The organism is Variovorax paradoxus (genome assembly GCF_009755665.1).
In the GTDB taxonomy this organism is placed as follows: Bacteria; Pseudomonadota; Gammaproteobacteria; order Burkholderiales; family Burkholderiaceae_C; genus Variovorax; species Variovorax paradoxus_G.
In genome coordinates this window covers 4,496,961-4,514,630 of the sequence record NZ_CP046622.1, presented here as the reverse complement: position 1 = coordinate 4,514,630, position 17,670 = coordinate 4,496,961, and the positions used below count along the sequence as shown (strand labels likewise).

The window sequence follows — 17,670 nt, the reverse complement described above, 5'->3', positions numbered from 1 at the left end:
TCCGTGGATAGCCGACTGGTTGAATAAGAAAGAAACGAGGGAGTCGATTTGAAACGCAACCTGTTAGCGGTCGCCATAACCGCCGGTCCATTGTTGGCCCTGGCCCAAGTGCCGAGCGCGCCGCAACCCTTCGTTGAACAGCAACGCCAACAGGAACGCGAACGCGCCCTGCGCGAGCAGAACGAGCGCACCGTCGACCAGCGCCTGCAGGCGGCCCCGCCCGCACCGGTGGCACGCATTCCCGAGACCGAAGCCCCGTGCTTTCGCATCGACCGCGTGCTGCTGGTCGGCGAGCAGGCCGAATTGTTCCAATGGGCGGTCTCTGATCTGTCTGGCCCTGACGGCAACGATTCGCCTCTCGGCCGCTGCCTGGGCACCGCCGGCGTGAACGTGGTGCTCGCCCGCGCCCAGCAGGCGGCCATCGCGCGCGGCTTTGTCACCACCCGCGTGCTGGCTGCGCCGCAAGACCTGTCCACCGGCACCCTGACCCTGTCGCTGGTGCCGGGACGCATCGCGGCAATCCGGGCCACGCCCGATTCTTCATCCACGCTGCTGGGCAGCGGCGCCTTGCTGGGTTCGGCCATTCCCGCCCGGCCGGGCGACCTCTTGAACCTGCGCGACATCGAGCAAGGCCTGGAGAACCTCAAGCGCGCCCCCACGGCCGAGGCCGACATCCAGATCGAGCCCTCGACCGCGCCCGATGCCAAGCCCGGCGACAGCGACCTGGTGGTCAAGTACGTGCAGGTCAGGAAGTGGCGCGTGGCCCTGAGCCTGGACGACAGCGGCACCAAGGCCACGGGCCGCTACCAGGCCGGTGCCACGGTGTCACTGGACAACCCCTTCGGGCTGAACGATCTGTTCTATGTCAGCGCCAACCACAGCATCAACAGCCATTTCCTCTCGGAGCCGAGCTACGGCACCGAGGGCCAGACGGTGCACTATTCGCTGCCGTATGGCTACTGGATGCTGGGCTTCACCGCCTCGAACAGCCAGTACCACCAGAGCGTGGAAAGCTTCAACGGACCGATCAACTACGCCGGCAAGTCCAACAACGCCGAAGTGAAGCTCTCGCGCCTGCTGTACCGGGACCAAAGCCGCAAGACGACGCTGGCGCTCAAGGGCTTCCGCAGGGAGTCGCGCAGCCTCATCGAGGACACGGAAGTGCCGGTGCAGCACCAGGTGGTGGGCGGCTGGGAACTCGGGCTGAACCACAAGGAGTTCATCGGCGAGGCCACGCTGGAGGGCACGCTGGCGTTCAAGCACGGCACGGGCGGCTTCGGCGCCCGGACCTCGCCGCAGGAGATCTACCACCGCAGCAACCCTGCCGAGCCGCTGGACGGCACTTCGCGCATGAAGCTGTACACGGCCGAAGTGAGCCTGAATGCGCCGTTCAAGCTGGGTGCACAGAAGCTGCGTTATTCGGGCCTGATCCGCGCCCAGTGGAACCGCACGCCGCTGATGTCGCAGGACCGGTTCGCCATCGGCGGGCGCTACACGGTGCGCGGCTTCGACGGCGAGACGAGCCTGATGGGGGAGCGGGGCTGGCTGATCCGCAACGACGTCGGGTGGGCCATGGGGCAGAGCGGCGCGGAGCTGTATGTCGGCGCCGACTACGGGCATGTGGGCGGGCGCTCGACGGTCGACCTGCTGGGCCGCAGCCTGGCGGGTGCGGTCATTGGCGTGCGGGGGCAGTGGAGCAAGTTGAGCTATGACTTCTTCATGGGGGCGCCGATCAACAAGCCGGAGGGGTATCGCACGGCCAGGACCACCTTTGGATTCAATCTCAACGCAAGTTTCTAAACCAAAAAGGGAGTATCAAAAAAATGAAAAAACAAGTGATCGCGAAGGCCGTTGCCTTGCTCGCAATCGGAGCACTGCATGGCTGCGGAGGAGGTGGTGGGGGCGGTGGCGCCTTTCTGCCCATTGCGACTGCTCCTGCAGCAGCACCTGCGGCGCCTGCTCCAGCATCAACATCTGGCACGGACCCAACAACTCCACCGGCTCCCTCACCGACATCGACAGCTCCACCAGTCCCCGCAACGGAGCCTGCACCTTTGCTTGATCCCACCGCGTGCATCAACACGCCGCAGCCTGGATCAACGGCAGAAGTGGGCAACGGCTATGAGGGGATTTGGGATCAGAACATTTATGGCGGAGCCATCGGACGCATGCTGGTCGGCGCCGCTGGCGACGTGGTTGGCTACCGTAGAGCAGAAGCATCAAGCGTGAATGTTGACAACTTCAATGGAGCGTTCAACTTCAACGCGGCCAATTCCTCTTGGCAGGTCACATCGGCAACGATCAACCCCTATCCGACCACCAATGGGGTTCCCCTCACCGGGAGCGGTACCTTTGTGGCGAAGAGCACGATGGACGGTACCTACTCTGTAGATGGCGCCGCCCCCAAGGGATTCGATACCTGGGTCTATCGAATTTCCAACTATCTGGCCGTCGATCCCGCATTGTTGACCGGTGCGTGGGGCGGTAGTCAGTACGGCATGAGCGGGCTGATCGAAGTGGCACCGGATGGTAGCTTTACCGGATCAACGCGAAACGCAAACGAAATCGCATTCGGTGCTTGCACGCTCAACGGCACTGTTTTGCCGAGGGAATCTGGAGCAAGCAAGAAAAACTATCTGACCATTCGCGTTCAGGTTGTTGACGCAGCGAACGCGGGTGAGAAGAGCTGCAACTTGGTCGCTGTCAAAGAGGGCGTGGGATACATCGCCGTGAATCAAGGAACGACGGACGGTGTATGCAAGCGTTCAATGAGCCTGAACTTCCTTCTGAAGGACGCTGCCGGAAACTACAGCATTGGTGCTGGGTTCCCGAGGTAACACGAGTGCGAGATCGGGGCGTGTGAAGGAACCACGGAGGTCGCACTTGGCTTCAACTTCAGTACGAGCTTTGGAGAAAAATCCAGTCATACCCACCAGCATTTCCCCCAAACCAGCCGCCAAGTATGGCATTACCCACAGCGGCTGGGGCTGGACCGTCGCATTCAGGCGCAGTGGCGTGGAGATTTCCAGGCATTTCAGCGCCAAGCTATATCAGGGCGAGGAAGCTGCGCTGGCGTTCGCCAAGGCATGGCGCGACGAGATGCTGCGCGCGCATCCACCGGTGGCTCGGCAGGTGCGCGCTCAAACCCTCAGGAGCACCAACACAACGGGAACTCCAGATCTTTCAACGCGCAAGGGCGCCGACGGCCAAGTGGTGGCGTGGCGCGCGACCACCGAGATCACGCCGGGTCAGCAAGTCTCCAGGTTTTTCAGCGTCAAGCGCTACGGTGCCAAGGCCAAGGAGATGGCCATCGCCGAACGCCACAAGCAGCTCCAGCAGATGGTCGGATTGGGGCGTCCGCATCCCGCGGAAGCCGAGTTGCGCGAGGCACCGCCGCGCGTGCTGCCGGCGCACACTTCGGGCCCGTTGATCCGCAGGGAAATACCCTTGCGCACCAATACGAGTGGCATTCCCGGCGTGCGACACGTCCCGGGGCCCCATCCGGAACACCAGGGCTGGTGGGCGGCCATTACCACTACGGCAGACGGCAAGAGACTGACCAAACACTTCAACATCAGAATTTGCGGCGAGGAAGGCGCCAAGGCGTTGGCTATTGCAGAACGCCAGAAGCAACTTGAGCTGGCGGCGCATCTGGTCCCACGCAAAGTCATGAAGCGGGAGGGTCGCCTTGAGACCTGACAACGGCCTTCAAGGATCTCCAATGGCCGCAGTAGCTGGCGCGCAACGTCGGTCGACGCCTACGCGGTAGCCGGTTTGGGGCCGCCCGTCAGATCGGGCGGCGCCACGGCCGCATAGGGCACCAGCTCGATCCGTTCGGCGCGCAGGCGCTCCAGAATGGTGAACAGCAGGTCGCTGCGCACGCTCCCGGCCAAGCGCGGGCTGGGCACATAGGCAATGGCCTGGAAGATGAGCAGGCTCCCCTCGATGCCTTCGAGCGTGAGCGAAGGCGCGGGGGTTTCCAGCACGCCCTCGTGCGCGCGGCAGGCTTCCAGGATGAGGTCGCGCACGCGCTGGGCGTCGGTGGTCAGCGGCATCGGCAGGCGAATGAGCACCCGGCCTTCCGCATTGGCCAGCGTCATGTTGCGGACGGTCTTGGTGATGAACTCGGAGTTGGGCACGATGACCGTCGAGCGGTCTCCAAGCTGGATTTCCGTGGCGCGCACGTTGATGCGCCGCACATCGCCCTCGGTGGTGCCCAGCACCACCCAGTCGCCCACCTTCACCGGCTGCTCGGCCAGGAGAATGAGGCCCGAGATGAAGTTCTGCACGATGGCCTGCAAGCCGAAGCCGATACCCACCGACAGCGCGCTGGCCACCCACGCGATTCGCTCGATGCCGATGCCCAGCGCCGAGAGCGAGAACGCGACCACCAGGATGCCGCCCACATAGCCCAGCAGCGTGGTGATCGAACTCTGCATGCCCGGCTCGAACTGGGTGCTGGGCAGGTAGCTGCGGGCCAGCCAGCGCTTGAACACCCGCAGCATGATGAAGCCCACCAGCGCCACGGCAATGGCGCTGAAGATGGCGCCGGGCACCAGCTGGAACTCGCCCACCTTCACGCCGGTGCCGAACTTGCCGCTGCGCTGGAACACTTCGCCGGGCCCGGTGCCCAGGGGCGCCGCCAGGGCGATCAGCATGTAGAAAAACAGCGCCACCCGGCTCAGGCCGGAGAGCACCGTGGCCGCCTGGTCGAGCGTTTGCGGCGCCAGGCCAAAGCTCTTCTGCAGGCGCTGGCCGAAGGTGCTGCGCGACGACACTCCGGCCATGAAAACGTCGTCGGCAAACTTGAACAGCACGTAGAACGCCGCCGCGACGATGCCGCTCCAGGTGAGCTGCGAAGCCAGGAAGCTAGCAAGCGCCACGTAGCCGACCGCGACCAGCACCCAAATGGCGACGATCAGCACGCCGATGCATGCCACCAGCAGGCCCACCCACATCGGCCGCTCGGGCAGACCGGCCTCGGGCGCATCGGCACGCAGCGGCTTCAGGCGGTAGAGCACCGCGCCGACCAGTGCCGTGAGTACCAGTGCCGTGAGCACATGCGTGGCGACCACGGCGGCGAAGCTCGCGTTCACCAGCTGGTTGATTTCCGCGGGCGTCCAGGCCAGCGCGGCCACCAGTGCCACCAGCCATGGCAGCGCTGCAAGGCGGGTTGCCATCGCGTCGGGCATGGGCGGCAGCCGCCAGCTTGGGCGCGCGGTGGCCAGCAGCGCGCGGCCAAGTCCGATGACGAAAGCCATGAACACCAGCGCCTGCGCCATCGAGCGCATGGCCTTGCGCGCCTGCGGCTGCCAGGTGGCGTATTCCTCGAGCACCCACACGAAGCCGTGCGCCGCAATCGCAACCAGCAGCACATGGCTCGCCACGATGGCAATGACCAGCAGCGAACGCCGGAGCCGGCCTGCCGGCAGCAGCCGCGCGGCAAGGCGTGTCAGCAAGTGCTCGGCCACCCAGTTGCCGAGTATTGCGAGCAGCACCGCCAGCACCAGCGCCCCGAGCACCGCCGAGCCCCGCTGCATGGCTTGCGTGAACCCGTCCTGCAGGCCGGACGCGAGCGCGTTCAGGCGTTCGAGATCGCTGGGCCATGCCTCTTGCAGGTCGCGCCAGAACTCGCCGCCGAGCGGCGAGGGCGCGCGCTCGGCGATCTGCGCCTCGAAAAGCGCCCGGCGCTGGGTGAGCAGCTCGGCGCTGCGCTGCCGCACGTCGATGGTCAGGAGGCGCGCGAGCCTGATGTCCGCATCCAGCGCGTTGCGTTCCTTGGTCAGGCGGGCGCGCTGGCGCGTGATGTCGGGGTCTTCCGACGCACCCGCGGCCGGCGGGTTGCCCAGCTCGCCGAGCCGGGCGTTCAGGTCGGCCAGCTCGCCGGTGCGCGCGGCGACGAACTTGTCGGCCTGGGTGCCGATTTCGTTGATCTGCGCGACGAGCTTGCGCACATCTGCATCGGAATCGGGCGAGGCGGTGATCTTGGAGAGCTGCTCGCGCAGTTCGGCCACGGTGGGTTCGGGCGCGAGCGCCGCGGCGGCGGCGCTGTTGCCGCCCATGCCGGTGTCCGGCTGCGCCACTGCGGCACCGCAAGACAGCAGGGCCGCCAGCCAAAGGGCCATCAGGCGTGGGATGAAACTCATGGCTGCCATCATAGAAGGCACCATTTGCGGCCCGCGGCGCGGCTCGTGACAGCGTGTGTCTAGCCGCCGCGGCCGGTGCCCGGGGCGGTCAGGCGGCTGGGCTGAACAGGTCGACCCGGTCGGTGATGATGCCGTCGGTATCCAGGGCGATCAGCCGCTGCGCGGCTTGCTCGTCATTCACGGTGTAGCTCAGCGCGCGCATGCCGGCGCCGTGCACCTGGGCCACCGTGTCGGCGTCCCAGAGCTTGTGGTTGCAGACGATGGCGGCGCACTCCAGGCCGATTGCGGCCTCCAACCAGCCATTCCAGAGCTTGTCGAGCAGCAGCCCGCGCGGCAATCCGGGCTCGACCGCCTGGGCGCCCTTGAGCGACTCGACCTGGAAGGACGTGAGCAGCGGCGCAATGGCGGCGCCCTGCCACAGCCGTGCGGCTTGCCGTGCCACCGCTTCGCCGGTTTCGCGCTCGGTACCGGGCGTGGGCTTGATCTCGATGTTGAGCAAATGGTTGCTGGCCAGGCAGAAGCGGGCCAGGTTCTCGAGCGTGGCGAGCGGTTCGCCCGCAAAGGCGCGCGAGTGCCAGCCGCCCGCGTCGAGCTGCGAGAGCGCGCTCCACGGCTGCTCGCCGCCAATGCCATGGCCGTTGGTGGTGCGGTCGAGCTCGGCGTCGTGCATGAGAAAGGCCACGCCGTCGGCGCTGAGCTTGGCGTCGCACTCGAACATGCGGTAGCCATGCGCGGCGCCGAGCCGGAACGCGGCCAGCGTGTTCTCGGGCGCCAGCTTGCCGGCGCCGCGGTGTGCAACCCAGCGCGGGTAGGGCCAGGGTTTCAGTTCCGGCATCGTGCTTCAGTCCACGCGCTTGCCGGAGCCGGCGTCGAACCAGTGCAGCTTGTCTTCGCGCGCCGCAATCTTCACCGTGTCGCCAGCAACCGGCGGATGATCGCCTTCGTCCGTGCGCATGATGATCTGCTCCTCGCCGATGCGGCCGTACACCAGGCGTTCGGCGCCCAGCAACTCGACCGACTCGACCTGCACGGACCAGCCGCTTTCGTCGAGCTTCATGTGCTCGGGGCGAATGCCGAGAATCTGGCCCGGCCGCACGCCGGGCGCATGCTGCAGCAGGTTCATCGGCGGCGAGCCGATGAAGCTGGCCACGAAGGTGGTGGCCGGCCGGTTGTAGACCTCTTCGGGCGTCGCGAACTGGTCCATCACGCCGCCGTTCATCACGATGATGCGCTGCGCCAGCGTCATGGCCTCGACCTGGTCGTGCGTGACGAAGAGCGAGGTGATGCCGAGTTCGCGGTGCAGTTTCTGGATCTCGATGCGGGTCTGCGCACGCAGCTTGGCATCCAGGTTGGACAGCGGTTCGTCGAACAGGAACACCTGGGGCTGGCGCACGATGGCGCGGCCCATTGCCACGCGCTGGCGCTGGCCGCCCGAGAGCTCGCGCGGCTTGCGCTCGAGCAGGTGGCCCAGTTCGAGGATCTTGGCGGCCTTGTCGACGCGCGTCTTGATCTCGGGCTCGAGCACCTTGGCGATCTTCAGGCCGTAGGCCATGTTCTTGAACACGCTCATGTGCGGATAGAGCGCGTAGTTCTGGAACACCATGGCGATGTCGCGCTCGGAGGGTTCGAGCTGGTTCACCACGCGCCCGCCGATTGCGATTTCGCCGGCCGAGATTTCTTCCAGGCCTGCCACCATGCGCAGCAAGGTGGACTTGCCGCAGCCCGAAGGCCCGACGATGACGATGAATTCATGGTCGGCAATCTCGGCGCTCACGCCGTGGATGACCTGGTTGGCTTTCGGCCCGTGGCCGTAGCGCTTGATGACGTTGCGTAAAGAGAGAGCAGCCATATTTGTTTATTTTTCGGTATCCACAAGGCCCTTGACGAACCACTTTTGCATCAGCACCACCACGAGCGCGGGCGGCAGCATGGCGAGGATGGCGGTGGCCATCACCACGTTCCATTCGTTCTGGCTGTCGCCGCCGGCAATCATTCGCTTGATACCTACCACCACGGGGTACATGTCTTCGCCGGTGGTCGCGAGCAGCGGCCAGAGGTACTGGTTCCAGCCGTAGATGAACTGGATGACGAACAGCGCCGCAATCGAGGTCTTCGACAGCGGCAGCAGCACGTCGAAGAAAAAGCGCATCGGGCTGGCGCCGTCCATGCGCGAGGCTTCCGTGAGCTCGTCGGGCACCGTGAGGAAGAACTGGCGGAACAGGAACGTGGCCGTGGCCGACGCGATCAGCGGCACCGTGAGGCCCGCGTAGGTGTTCAGCATGTTCAGGTCCGACAGCACCTTGTAGGTAGGCAGGATACGCACCTCCACCGGCAGCATCAGCGTCACGAAGATGGCCCAGAAGCAGATCTTCTTGAACGGGAACCGGAAGTAGACGATGGCAAAGGCCGACAGCAGCGAGATGGCGATCTTGCCGATGGAAATCACCAAGGCCGACACCAGGCTGACCCACATCATGTGGGCCACGGGAGCGTTGGAACCGGCGCTGGTTTCGCGCCCGAAGAGCGCGCCCTTGTAGCTGTCCAGCATGTTGGTGCCCGGCAATAGCGGCATCGGGGCCTGCACGATCTCCTGTGCGGTGTGCGTGGACGCCACGAACGCGAGGTAGAGCGGAAAGGCGACCACGAAGACGCCGAGGATCATCACCACGTGGGCCAGGATGCCGTGGGTGCCGCGTTTCTCAACCATGGGACACCCCCGCCAAATTCTTGTTTTGTTTCATCAGTATTGAACCTTCTTTTCCACGTAGCGGAACTGGATGACGGTAAGCGCCACCACGATCACCATCAGCACGACGGACTGCGCCGCCGAACCGCCGAGGTCCATGGCCTTGAAGCCGTCGTAATACACCTTGTAGACCAGGATGGCCGTGTCCTTGCCCGGGCCGCCCTGGGTGGCTGCATCGACGATCGCGAAGGTGTCGAAGAAGGCGTAGACCACGTTGATCACCAGCAGGAAGAAGGTGGTGGGCGACAGGAGCGGAAACTGCACCGTCCAGAAGCGGCGCCACGGGCGCGCTCCGTCGATGGCTGCGGCCTCGATGAGCGACTTGGGAATCGACTGCAGGCCGGCCAGGAAGAACAGGAAGTTGTAGGAAATCTGCTTCCACACCGAGGCCATCACGATCAGCGTCATGGCGTGCCCCGAATCGAGCAGGTGGTTCCAGTCGATGCCGACCTTGCCGAGCGCATAGGACACCACGCCCAGCGAAGGCGAGAACATGAAGACCCAGAGCACGGCCGCCACAGCGGGCGCCACCGCATAGGGCAGGATCAGCATGGTCTTGTAGAAGGTGCCGCCGCGCGTGATGCGATCGGCAAACACCGCGAGCGCCAGCGAAAGCGTGATGCCGATGCCCGCCACCAGTACCGAGAACAGGGCGGTGGTCTTGAACGACTCCACATAGCTCGGGTCACTGAATATCTGGCGGAAGTTGTCGAGCCCGACGAACTCCACCGACGTGCCGAAGGCGTCTTGCTGCTGCAATGACTGCAACAGCGCCTGCGCCGCCGGCCAGAAGAAAAACACGAGGATCACTGCCATTTGCGGCAGCAGCAGCAGCCAGGGCAACCAGCCCGAGCGAAAGAAAACGCGTTTTTCCATGAAACCTCTGCATAAAAAATCCCGCCCAGCCCGCTCTTGCGCAAGAGCGAACGGGGGCGGGCGATATTAGCCGGACACGAAGGCCCGGGCCTCAATCGTTAGCTTTTGTTTGCTTTTTGAAAGCGTTCCAGTTGCTCGTTGCCGCGCGTCACGATGGAGTCGAGCGCTTCCTTGGCGGTTTTCTTGCCGCTCCAGACCTGTTCGAGTTCTTCGTCCTCGATGGCGCGGATCTGCACGTAGTTGCCCAGGCGGATGCCGCGGCTCTTGTCGGTGACCTTGCGCACCATTTGCGTCACGGCCACGTCGGTGCCGGGGTTCTGCTTGTAGAAGCCGGATTCTTCGGTGAGCTTGTAGGAGGCCGTGGTCACGGGCAGGTAGCCCGTGCGCTTGTGGCTGGCGGACTGCACTTCAGGCGTGGAGATGAAGCTGAAGAACTTGGCCACGCCCTTGTACTCGGCCGGCTTCTTGCCCGACATCACCCAGAGGCTTGCGCCGCCGATCACGGTGTTCTGCGGTGCGCCCGGCACGTCCGGGTAGTAGGGCAGGGGAGCCACGGCGTAGGCGAACTTGGCGTTCTTGGCAACGTTGCCGTAGAAGCCCGACGACGTGTTGATCATTGCGCACTCGCCCGACACGAACGAGGCTTCAGGCACGTTGCCGCGGCCCTTGTAGATGAACAAGCCCTGCTTGGCCATGTTGGCCAGGTTCTCGATGTGGCGCACGTGCAGCGGCGAATTGATCTTCATGCGCGCGTCTAGACCGGCAAGGCCGTTGCTCTTGGTCGCGAACTCGACGTTGTGCCAGGCCGAGAAGCTCTCCAGCTGGGTCCAGCCCTGCCATGCGGTAGTGAACGGGCACTTGTGGCCACTTGCCTTCAGCTTGGCCGCGGCAGCGGTCACTTCGGGCCAGGTCGAGGGCAGCTTGGCGGTGTCGATGCCGGCAGCCTTGAAGGCGTCCTTGTTGATATAGAACACCGTCGTCGAGCTGTTCAGGGGGAAGCTCAGCATCTGGCCGTTGGGCGCGGTGTAGTAGCCGGCCACGGCGGGAATGTAGGCGGCCGGGTCGAATTTTTCGCCTGCATCCTTCATGACCTGGCCGACCGGCACGACAGCGCCCTTGCTGGCCATCATGGTGGCGGTGCCCACTTCGAACACCTGCAGGATGTGCGGTGCGTTGCCGGCGCGAAAGGCCGCAATGGAAGCCGTCATCGATTCGTCATACGTGCCCTTGTAGGTCGGCACGATCTTGTACTCTTTCTGGCTCTCATTGAACTGCTTGGCCAGGTCGTTGACCCACTCGTTGTTGACGGCGGTCATGGAATGCCACCACTGGATCTCAGTCTGGGCGTGGGCCACATTGAACAGCGTGGTGGCGGCCAGCGCCGATGCCAGCGCGAGCGTCTTGAATCGCATGAAGACTCCTGATGGGAAATGAAAGCGCGGATGCTAGGCCATGTGGATGACATGGCCGCGTCACATTGGCGCACGGACCGTTGTCATTTTCCAATCGGGAAAACCCCTTTGGCACAAGGCTTCCGGCAGGGTGAGCTCCCTCATGCTGCGTCGCAGCATGCTAGCATCGCCTTCCCTTTTTTCGGCCTAGCCTGTTGCCGTGGCCGGGGCTTTCGCGAGTACGTCATGAGCAGCAAAACCTCCCTCGACAAAAGCAGGATAAAGTTCCTTTTGCTCGAAGGCATCCACCCTTCCGCCGTGGAGGTCCTGCATGCCGCGGGCTACACCAATGTGGAATCTCTGCCGGGCGCACTCCCCGATGCGGAGCTCAAGGCGAAGATCGCCGACGTTCACTTCCTGGGTATCCGCTCGCGCACGCAACTGACGGCCGAGGTCTTCGCGGCCGCCCAGAAGCTGGTGGCGGCGGGGTGCTTTTGCATCGGCACCAACCAGGTCGACCTGGAAGCCGCGCGCGAGCACGGCGTGGCGGTGTTCAACGCGCCTTATTCCAACACCCGCTCGGTGGCCGAGCTGGTGCTGGCCGAGGCCATCCTGCTCTTGCGCGGCGTGCCTGAAAAGAGCGCGGTGGCGCACCGCGGCGGCTGGCTCAAGTCGGCCGAGAACGCTTTCGAAATCCGCGGAAAGACGCTGGGCATCGTGGGCTACGGCTCCATTGGCGCCCAGCTGTCGGTGCTGGCCGAGGCGCTGGGCATGCAGGTGGCTTTCTTCGACGTGGTGACCAAGCTGCCATTGGGCAACGCGCGCCAGGTGCGCGAGCTGCATCAGCTGCTGGCGCAGAGCGACATCGTGACCCTTCATGTGCCCGAGACGCAGGCCACCCAGTGGATGATTGGCGCCGCCGAAATCGCCGCCATGAAGCCGGGCGCCATCCTGATCAACGCTTCGCGCGGAACGGTGGTGGAGATCGAGCCCTTGGCCGAGGCCCTGAAGCAGAAAAAGCTGCTGGGCGCCGCAATCGACGTCTTTCCGGTCGAGCCGCGCACCAACAAGGACGAGTTCCAGTCGCCCTTGCGGGGGCTCGACAACGTGATTCTGACTCCCCACATCGGCGGTTCGACCATGGAGGCGCAGGCCAACATCGGCCTCGAGGTGGCGGAAAAACTGGTCAAGTACAGCGACAACGGCACCTCGACCTCGTCGGTCAACTTTCCGGAAGTGGCGCTGCCGGCCCACCCCGGAAAGCACCGGCTGCTGCACGTGCACCGCAACGTGCCCGGCGTGCTGTCGGAAATCAACAAGATCTTTTCCGACAACAACATCAACATCTCGTCGCAGTTCCTGCAGACCAACGAGAAGATCGGCTATGTGGTGATGGACATCGACGCGGCGTACTCCGACCTAGCGCTGGAAAAGCTGGCCAAGGTGAACGGGACGATCCGCAGCCGCGTGCTGTTCTGAGGCGCCTCCGGGCAAACCCGCGGGCGCTGGCCTAAAATCCCACCCCCGGCTATGGGCGCGCAGCGCCCGGCCGAGGTGCCACCCCCGATGAATGCTCCGACTGCGTTGACCACGCTGTTGTCGCAGGCCGCAGAGCCTGTACGACTGCGCGAGATCCCCTATAACTACACCAGCTTTTCCGATCGAGAGATCGTGATCCGCCTGTTGGGCGGGCGCGGCTGGGAACTGCTCCAGACCCTGCGCGCCGAGCGCCGTACCGGCCGATCTGCCCGCATGCTGTACGAAGTGCTTGGCGACATCTGGGTGGTGCAGCGCAACCCCTACCTTGTCGACGACCTGCTCGACAACCCGCGCCGCCGCGGCCAGCTGGTCGATGCGCTCAAGCATCGCCTGGCCGAAGTCCAGAAGCGCCGCACCCCCGACAGCGACCTGCCGCGCGACCAGCTCGTGGGCGAACTCACGGGGCTCGTCGGCCAGGCTGTTGCCGCCTTCGACACCGCTTTTCGCGACGTGGCGGCCCTGCGCCGCAAGGCCACGCGCGTGCTGGGCCGCCTCACGGCCAAGGACAACATCAAGTTCGACGGCCTCTCGCGCGTGTCGCACGTCACCGACGCCACCGACTGGCGCGTCGAATATCCCTTCGTGGTGCTGTGCCCCGACACCGAGGCCGAAATGGCCCTGCTGGTCAAGGGCTGCATCGAACTGGGCCTGACCATCATTCCGCGCGGCGGCGGCACCGGCTACACCGGCGGCGCCATTCCGCTCACGTGGAAGAGCGTGGTCATCAACACCGAAAAGCTCGAGGCGATGACCGAGGTCGAGATGGTCTCGCTGACCGGCCTCGATGCGCCCGTGCCCACCATCTGGACCGAAGCGGGCGTCGTCACCCAGCGCGTGGCTGACGCAGCCGAGCGCGCGGGCTATGTGTTCGCGGTCGACCCCACCTCCGCCGAAGCCTCGTGCGTCGGCGGCAACGTGGCTATGAATGCCGGTGGCAAGAAGGCCGTGCTCTGGGGCACGGCGCTCGACAACCTGGCGTCGTGGCGCATGGTGACGCCGCAGGCCGAATGGCTCGAAGTCACGCGCATCGGCCACAACCTGGGCAAGATCCACGACGCTGAAAGCGCCGTGTTCGAGCTGCAGTACTACGCCGCCGATGGCAAGACCAAGCTGCGCACCGAGCGCCTCGATATTCCCGGCCGCACGTTCCGCAAGGAAGGCCTCGGCAAGGATGTGACCGACAAGTTTCTCTCTGGCCTGCCCGGCATCCAGAAAGAGGGCTGCGACGGCCTCATCACCAGCTGCCGCTGGGTTGTGCACCGGATGCCGGCGCACACCCGCACCGTGTGCCTCGAATTCTTCGGCAACGCGAAAGACGCGGTGCCCAGCATCGTCGAGATCAAGGACTTCATGTTCGCCGAGCAGAAGCGCTCGGGCGTGCTGCTGGCGGGCCTCGAACACCTGGACGACCGGTACCTGAAGGCCGTGGGCTACGCCACCAAGTCGAAGAAGCATGGCGGCCTGCCGAAGATGGTGCTGTTCGGCGACATCGCAGGCGACGACGCCGATGCGGTGGCGCGCGTTACCTCGGAGGTGGTGCGCATCGCCAATTCGCGCAGCGGCGAGGGCTTCATTGCCATCAGCCCCGAAGCGCGCAAGAAATTCTGGCTCGACCGCAAGCGCACGGCGGCCATCAGCAAGCACACCAACGCCTTCAAGATCAACGAAGACGTGGTCATTCCGCTGCCCCGCATGGCCGAGTACAGCGACGGCATCGAGCGCATCAACATCGAACTGTCGCTGCAGAACAAGCTCGCGCTCACCGACGCACTCGAAGCCTTTTTGCTGCGCGGTAACCTGCCGCTCGGCAAGACTGACGATGCGCATGAAATTCCGGCGGCCGAGCTGCTGGAAGACCGCGTGGCGCAAGCCGTGGCACTGGTGCAGGGCGTTCGTGCCCTCTGGGCCGAATGGCTGCGCGACGTCGACACCCTGTTTCCGCAGCTGCAGGACCATACGTTGCGAGCCAGCTGGAAGACCCAGCTGCGCCAGCCGCTGCAGGAGATTTTCAGCGGCGCCGAGTTCGCCCCCATCCTGGCCGAGTGCACGGCCATTCACAAGCAGGTGCTCAAGGGCCGCGTGTGGGTGGCGCTGCACATGCACGCGGGCGACGGCAACGTGCACACCAACATTCCCGTCAACAGCGACAACTACGACATGCTGCAGACCGCGCATGCCGCGGTAGTGCGCATCATGGCGCTGGCGCGCAGCCTCGACGGCGTGATTTCGGGCGAGCACGGCATCGGCATTACCAAGCTCGAATTCCTGAGCGACGAAGAGCTCGCGCCCTTCATGGACTACAAGCAGCGCGTCGACCCCGAAGGCCGCTTCAACAAGGGCAAGCTGCTGCGCGCGCCCGCGGGCCAGAACATCGAGCTGCATGCCGACCTGACCAACGCCTACACGCCGAGCTTCGGCCTCATGGGACACGAGTCGCTGATCATGCAGCAGAGCGACATCGGCGCCATTGCCGACAGCGTGAAAGACTGCCTGCGCTGCGGCAAGTGCAAGCCGGTGTGCGCCACGCACGTGCCGCGCGCCAACCTGCTGTACAGCCCGCGCAACAAGATCCTGGCGACCTCGCTGCTGGTCGAAGCTTTTCTCTATGAAGAGCAGACCCGGCGCGGCATCAGCATCAAGCACTGGGAAGAGTTCGAGGATGTGGCCGACCACTGCACCGTGTGCCACAAGTGCCTCACGCCGTGCCCGGTGAAGATCGACTTCGGCGACGTGTCGATGAACATGCGCAACCTGCTGCGCAAGATGGGGCAGAAGAGCTTCCGTCCCGGCAATGCGGCCGCGATGTTCTTCCTGAACGCAACCAACCCGCAGACCATCAAGGCGGTGCGCGCGGGCATGGTGGGCATCGGCTTCAAGGCGCAGCGCCTGGCCAACGACCTGCTGCGCGGGCTTGCCCGCAAGCAAACGGCCGCACCGCCGGCCACGCTGGGCCCGGCGCCGGTGAAGGAGCAGGTGATCCACTTCATCAACAAGAAGATGCCGGGCAACCTGCCGAAGAAGACGGCGCGCGCGCTGCTCGACATCGAGGACGCGGACTACGTGCCGATCATCCGCAACCCGAAGGCGACCACCTCGGAGACCGAGGCGGTCTTCTACTTTCCGGGCTGCGGTTCGGAGCGGCTGTTCTCGCAGGTGGGCCTGGCCACGCAGGCCATGCTCTGGCATGCGGGCGTGCAGACCGTGCTGCCGCCGGGCTACCTGTGCTGCGGCTATCCGCAACGCGGCAGCGGCCAGTTCGACAAGGCCGAGAAGATGATCACGGACAACCGCGTGCTCTTCCACCGCGTGGCCAACACGCTCAACTACCTGGACATCAAGACGGTGGTGGTGAGCTGCGGCACCTGCTACGACCAGCTCCAGGGCTACCAGTTCGACAAGATCTTCCCGGGCTGCCGCATCATCGACATCCACGAGTACCTGCTCGAGAAGGGCATTACCCTGGCCGATGCGAACGGCGGCGGCTATCTGTACCACGACCCCTGCCACAGCCCGATGAAGCTGCAGGACCCGATGAAGACCGTGAAGGCGCTGGTCGGCGACAACGTGCTCAAGAACGACCGCTGCTGCGGCGAGTCGGGCACGCTGGGCGTGTCGCGGCCCGACATTTCCACGCAGATCCGCTTCCGCAAGGAAGAAGAGCTCAAGAAGGGCGAGGCCGCATTGCGCGCGAGCGGCCAGGTCGGCGAGAAGGACAACGTCAAGATACTCACCAGCTGCCCGAGCTGCCTGCAAGGCCTCTCGCGCTACGGCAACGACCTGAACAACGGCTTGCTCGAGGCCGACTACATCGTGGTTGAAATGGCCAACAAGATCCTCGGCAACGAATGGATGCCCGAATACGTGGCCGCTGCCAACAACGGCGGCATCGAGCGGGTGCTGGTATGAATGTGGCCCCCACGCTCGGCACTGGCGTGTCCTCGCTGCCCCCCGAGGGGGCGCTCGCCGCCTTGGGGCGGCCCGGCGGCGGCTCGGTGCAGGGTTGCCCGTTCTGCGAAGGCCCCGGTGGACGCATCGTGTTCGAAGGCGCGAAGCTTCGCGTCATTCATGCCGAAGAGGCCGGCTTCCCGGCCTTCTATCGCGTGATCTGGCGCGAGCATGCGGCGGAGTTCTCCGATCTCAGCGCCGCTGATCGCGTGCTGTGCATGGAAGCCGTCGCGGTGGTCGAGCAGTGCCTGCGCGAACACCTCTCGCCGGCCAAGATCAACCTCGCGGCGCTCGGCAACATGGTGTCGCACCTGCACTGGCACGTGATTGCGCGGTTTGCCGACGACACCCATTTTCCTGACTCCGTGTGGGCGCCAGTGCAGCGCGAGCCGAACGCGGCCCGGGAGGCCGCCGTGGCCGCGCGCCTGCCCGCACTCGAGAGTGCGATGATCGCCCGACTGGGCACAAGGAGCTTCTGATGGCAGGTTTGCAAGCCGGCGCACCGACGCCGCAATCGATCACCGTGCACGGCCAGTCGCGCATGCTCGAGGTCGGGTTTTCCGACGGCGCCACGTTCCGCATTCCGTTCGAGTTGATGCGCATCTATTCGCCATCGGCCGAAGTGCAGGGCCACGGCCCGGGCCAGGAAGTACTGCAGACCGGCAAGCGCGAAGTCGAACTCGTCGACCTGAAGCCGGTGGGCAACTACGCCGTGCAGCCGGTCTTCAGCGATGGGCACGACACGGGCATCTTCTCGTGGAACCTGCTGTACGAACTCGGCGCCAAGCAGGCCGAGCTCTGGGCCGAATACGAACGCCGGCTTGCCGCAGCCGGCGTCGACCGCGACGCGCCGATGATCGAAAAGGGCGGCTCCGCCTGCAGCAGCCACTGAGCCCCAAACGGCCTCCGCTACCGAAAAGATAGCCGCGCAGGCAAGCGCGGCGCGCTCTGCGGCGCCCCGCTATTTGAAGAAAAAGCAACAAATGCCCGGCGTCTTCGCAGGGTCGCCATCTTGAGGTGTGTGCTT

At 64.9% G+C, this 17,670-nt stretch carries 13 protein-coding genes; 7 read left to right on the top strand and 6 right to left on the bottom strand.

All coding sequences use genetic code 11. The features are described 5' to 3' along the window. Positions 1-93: 93 nt before the first annotated feature. The 3 genes from GOQ09_RS21100 to GOQ09_RS21090 all read left to right on the top strand — a co-directional run bounded on the left by GOQ09_RS21100 (position 94) and on the right by GOQ09_RS21090 (position 3,699). Positions 94-1,800: a ShlB/FhaC/HecB family hemolysin secretion/activation protein gene (locus GOQ09_RS21100; RefSeq protein WP_431769286.1), complete on the top strand. Its 1,707-nt coding sequence runs from the start codon at positions 94-96 to the stop codon at positions 1,798-1,800. Between the two features lie 254 nt (positions 1,801-2,054). Continuing rightward, positions 2,055-2,837: a hypothetical protein gene (locus GOQ09_RS21095; RefSeq protein WP_157615420.1), complete on the top strand. Its 783-nt coding sequence runs from the start codon at positions 2,055-2,057 to the stop codon at positions 2,835-2,837. A 46-nt stretch (positions 2,838-2,883) separates the two neighbouring features. Next, a complete protein-coding gene (locus GOQ09_RS21090; protein ID WP_157615418.1) occupies positions 2,884-3,699 on the top strand; it encodes an AP2 domain-containing protein in 816 nt (271 codons plus the stop codon). A gap of 59 nt (positions 3,700-3,758) precedes the next feature. Here the strand turns inward: GOQ09_RS21090 and GOQ09_RS21085 are convergent, their stop codons facing one another. The 6 genes from GOQ09_RS21085 to ugpB all read right to left on the bottom strand — a co-directional run bounded on the left by GOQ09_RS21085 (position 3,759) and on the right by ugpB (position 11,180). Then, on the bottom strand, positions 3,759-6,158 hold the full coding sequence (locus tag GOQ09_RS21085) for a DUF3772 domain-containing protein (protein ID WP_157615416.1): 2,400 nt from the start codon (positions 6,156-6,158) through the stop codon (positions 3,759-3,761). A 76-nt stretch (positions 6,159-6,234) separates the two neighbouring features. Next, positions 6,235-6,981, bottom strand: coding sequence for a glycerophosphodiester phosphodiesterase (gene ugpQ, locus GOQ09_RS21080; RefSeq protein WP_157615414.1), 747 nt, complete (start codon positions 6,979-6,981; stop codon positions 6,235-6,237). A 6-nt stretch (positions 6,982-6,987) separates the two neighbouring features. Then, positions 6,988-7,995, bottom strand: a complete 1,008-nt coding sequence (ugpC, locus tag GOQ09_RS21075; RefSeq protein WP_157615412.1) for a sn-glycerol-3-phosphate ABC transporter ATP-binding protein UgpC — start codon at positions 7,993-7,995, stop codon at positions 6,988-6,990. Between the two features lie 6 nt (positions 7,996-8,001). Next, positions 8,002-8,853, bottom strand: a complete 852-nt coding sequence (gene ugpE, locus GOQ09_RS21070) for a sn-glycerol-3-phosphate ABC transporter permease UgpE (RefSeq protein ID WP_157615410.1) — start codon at positions 8,851-8,853, stop codon at positions 8,002-8,004. A gap of 33 nt (positions 8,854-8,886) precedes the next feature. After that, a complete protein-coding gene (gene ugpA / locus GOQ09_RS21065) occupies positions 8,887-9,768 on the bottom strand; it encodes a sn-glycerol-3-phosphate ABC transporter permease UgpA (protein ID WP_157615408.1) in 882 nt (293 codons plus the stop codon). A 98-nt stretch (positions 9,769-9,866) separates the two neighbouring features. Beyond that, positions 9,867-11,180, bottom strand: coding sequence for a sn-glycerol-3-phosphate ABC transporter substrate-binding protein UgpB (gene ugpB / locus GOQ09_RS21060; RefSeq protein WP_157615407.1), 1,314 nt, complete (start codon positions 11,178-11,180; stop codon positions 9,867-9,869). Positions 11,181-11,405: 225 nt separating this feature from the next. Here ugpB and serA point away from each other — a divergent pair, with 225 nt between their 5' ends. From serA to GOQ09_RS21040, 4 genes are all read left to right on the top strand, one after another. Further along, on the top strand, positions 11,406-12,638 hold the full coding sequence (serA, locus tag GOQ09_RS21055; RefSeq protein WP_126748371.1) for a phosphoglycerate dehydrogenase: 1,233 nt from the start codon (positions 11,406-11,408) through the stop codon (positions 12,636-12,638). An 87-nt stretch (positions 12,639-12,725) separates the two neighbouring features. Further along, a complete protein-coding gene (locus GOQ09_RS21050) occupies positions 12,726-16,604 on the top strand; it encodes a DUF3683 domain-containing protein (protein ID WP_157615405.1) in 3,879 nt (1,292 codons plus the stop codon). Further along, positions 16,601-17,122 (top strand): HIT family protein, encoded by a 522-nt coding sequence (locus GOQ09_RS21045; RefSeq protein WP_242630898.1) that lies wholly within the window; start codon positions 16,601-16,603, stop codon positions 17,120-17,122. The genes GOQ09_RS21050 and GOQ09_RS21045 overlap by 4 nt, the downstream gene beginning before the upstream one ends. Continuing rightward, on the top strand, positions 17,122-17,535 hold the full coding sequence (locus tag GOQ09_RS21040; protein ID WP_157615403.1) for a gamma-butyrobetaine hydroxylase-like domain-containing protein: 414 nt from the start codon (positions 17,122-17,124) through the stop codon (positions 17,533-17,535). Before GOQ09_RS21045 ends, GOQ09_RS21040 begins: the two co-directional genes overlap by 1 nt. Positions 17,536-17,670 lie beyond the last annotated feature (135 nt).

Coding starts and splice junctions, on each gene's coding strand:
- GOQ09_RS21040 (WP_157615403.1), top strand. CDS start 17,122: ATGGCAGGTTTGCAAGCCGGCGCACCGACGCCGCAATCGATCACCGTG.
- ugpC (WP_157615412.1), bottom strand. CDS start 7,995: ATGGCTGCTCTCTCTTTACGCAACGTCATCAAGCGCTACGGCCACGGG.
- GOQ09_RS21045 (WP_242630898.1), top strand. CDS start 16,601: ATGAATGTGGCCCCCACGCTCGGCACTGGCGTGTCCTCGCTGCCCCCC.
- serA (WP_126748371.1), top strand. CDS start 11,406: ATGAGCAGCAAAACCTCCCTCGACAAAAGCAGGATAAAGTTCCTTTTG.
- GOQ09_RS21050 (WP_157615405.1), top strand. CDS start 12,726: ATGAATGCTCCGACTGCGTTGACCACGCTGTTGTCGCAGGCCGCAGAG.
- ugpA (WP_157615408.1), bottom strand. CDS start 9,768: ATGGAAAAACGCGTTTTCTTTCGCTCGGGCTGGTTGCCCTGGCTGCTG.
- ugpB (WP_157615407.1), bottom strand. CDS start 11,180: ATGCGATTCAAGACGCTCGCGCTGGCATCGGCGCTGGCCGCCACCACG.
- ugpE (WP_157615410.1), bottom strand. CDS start 8,853: ATGGTTGAGAAACGCGGCACCCACGGCATCCTGGCCCACGTGGTGATG.
- GOQ09_RS21085 (WP_157615416.1), bottom strand. CDS start 6,158: ATGATGGCAGCCATGAGTTTCATCCCACGCCTGATGGCCCTTTGGCTG.
- ugpQ (WP_157615414.1), bottom strand. CDS start 6,981: ATGCCGGAACTGAAACCCTGGCCCTACCCGCGCTGGGTTGCACACCGC.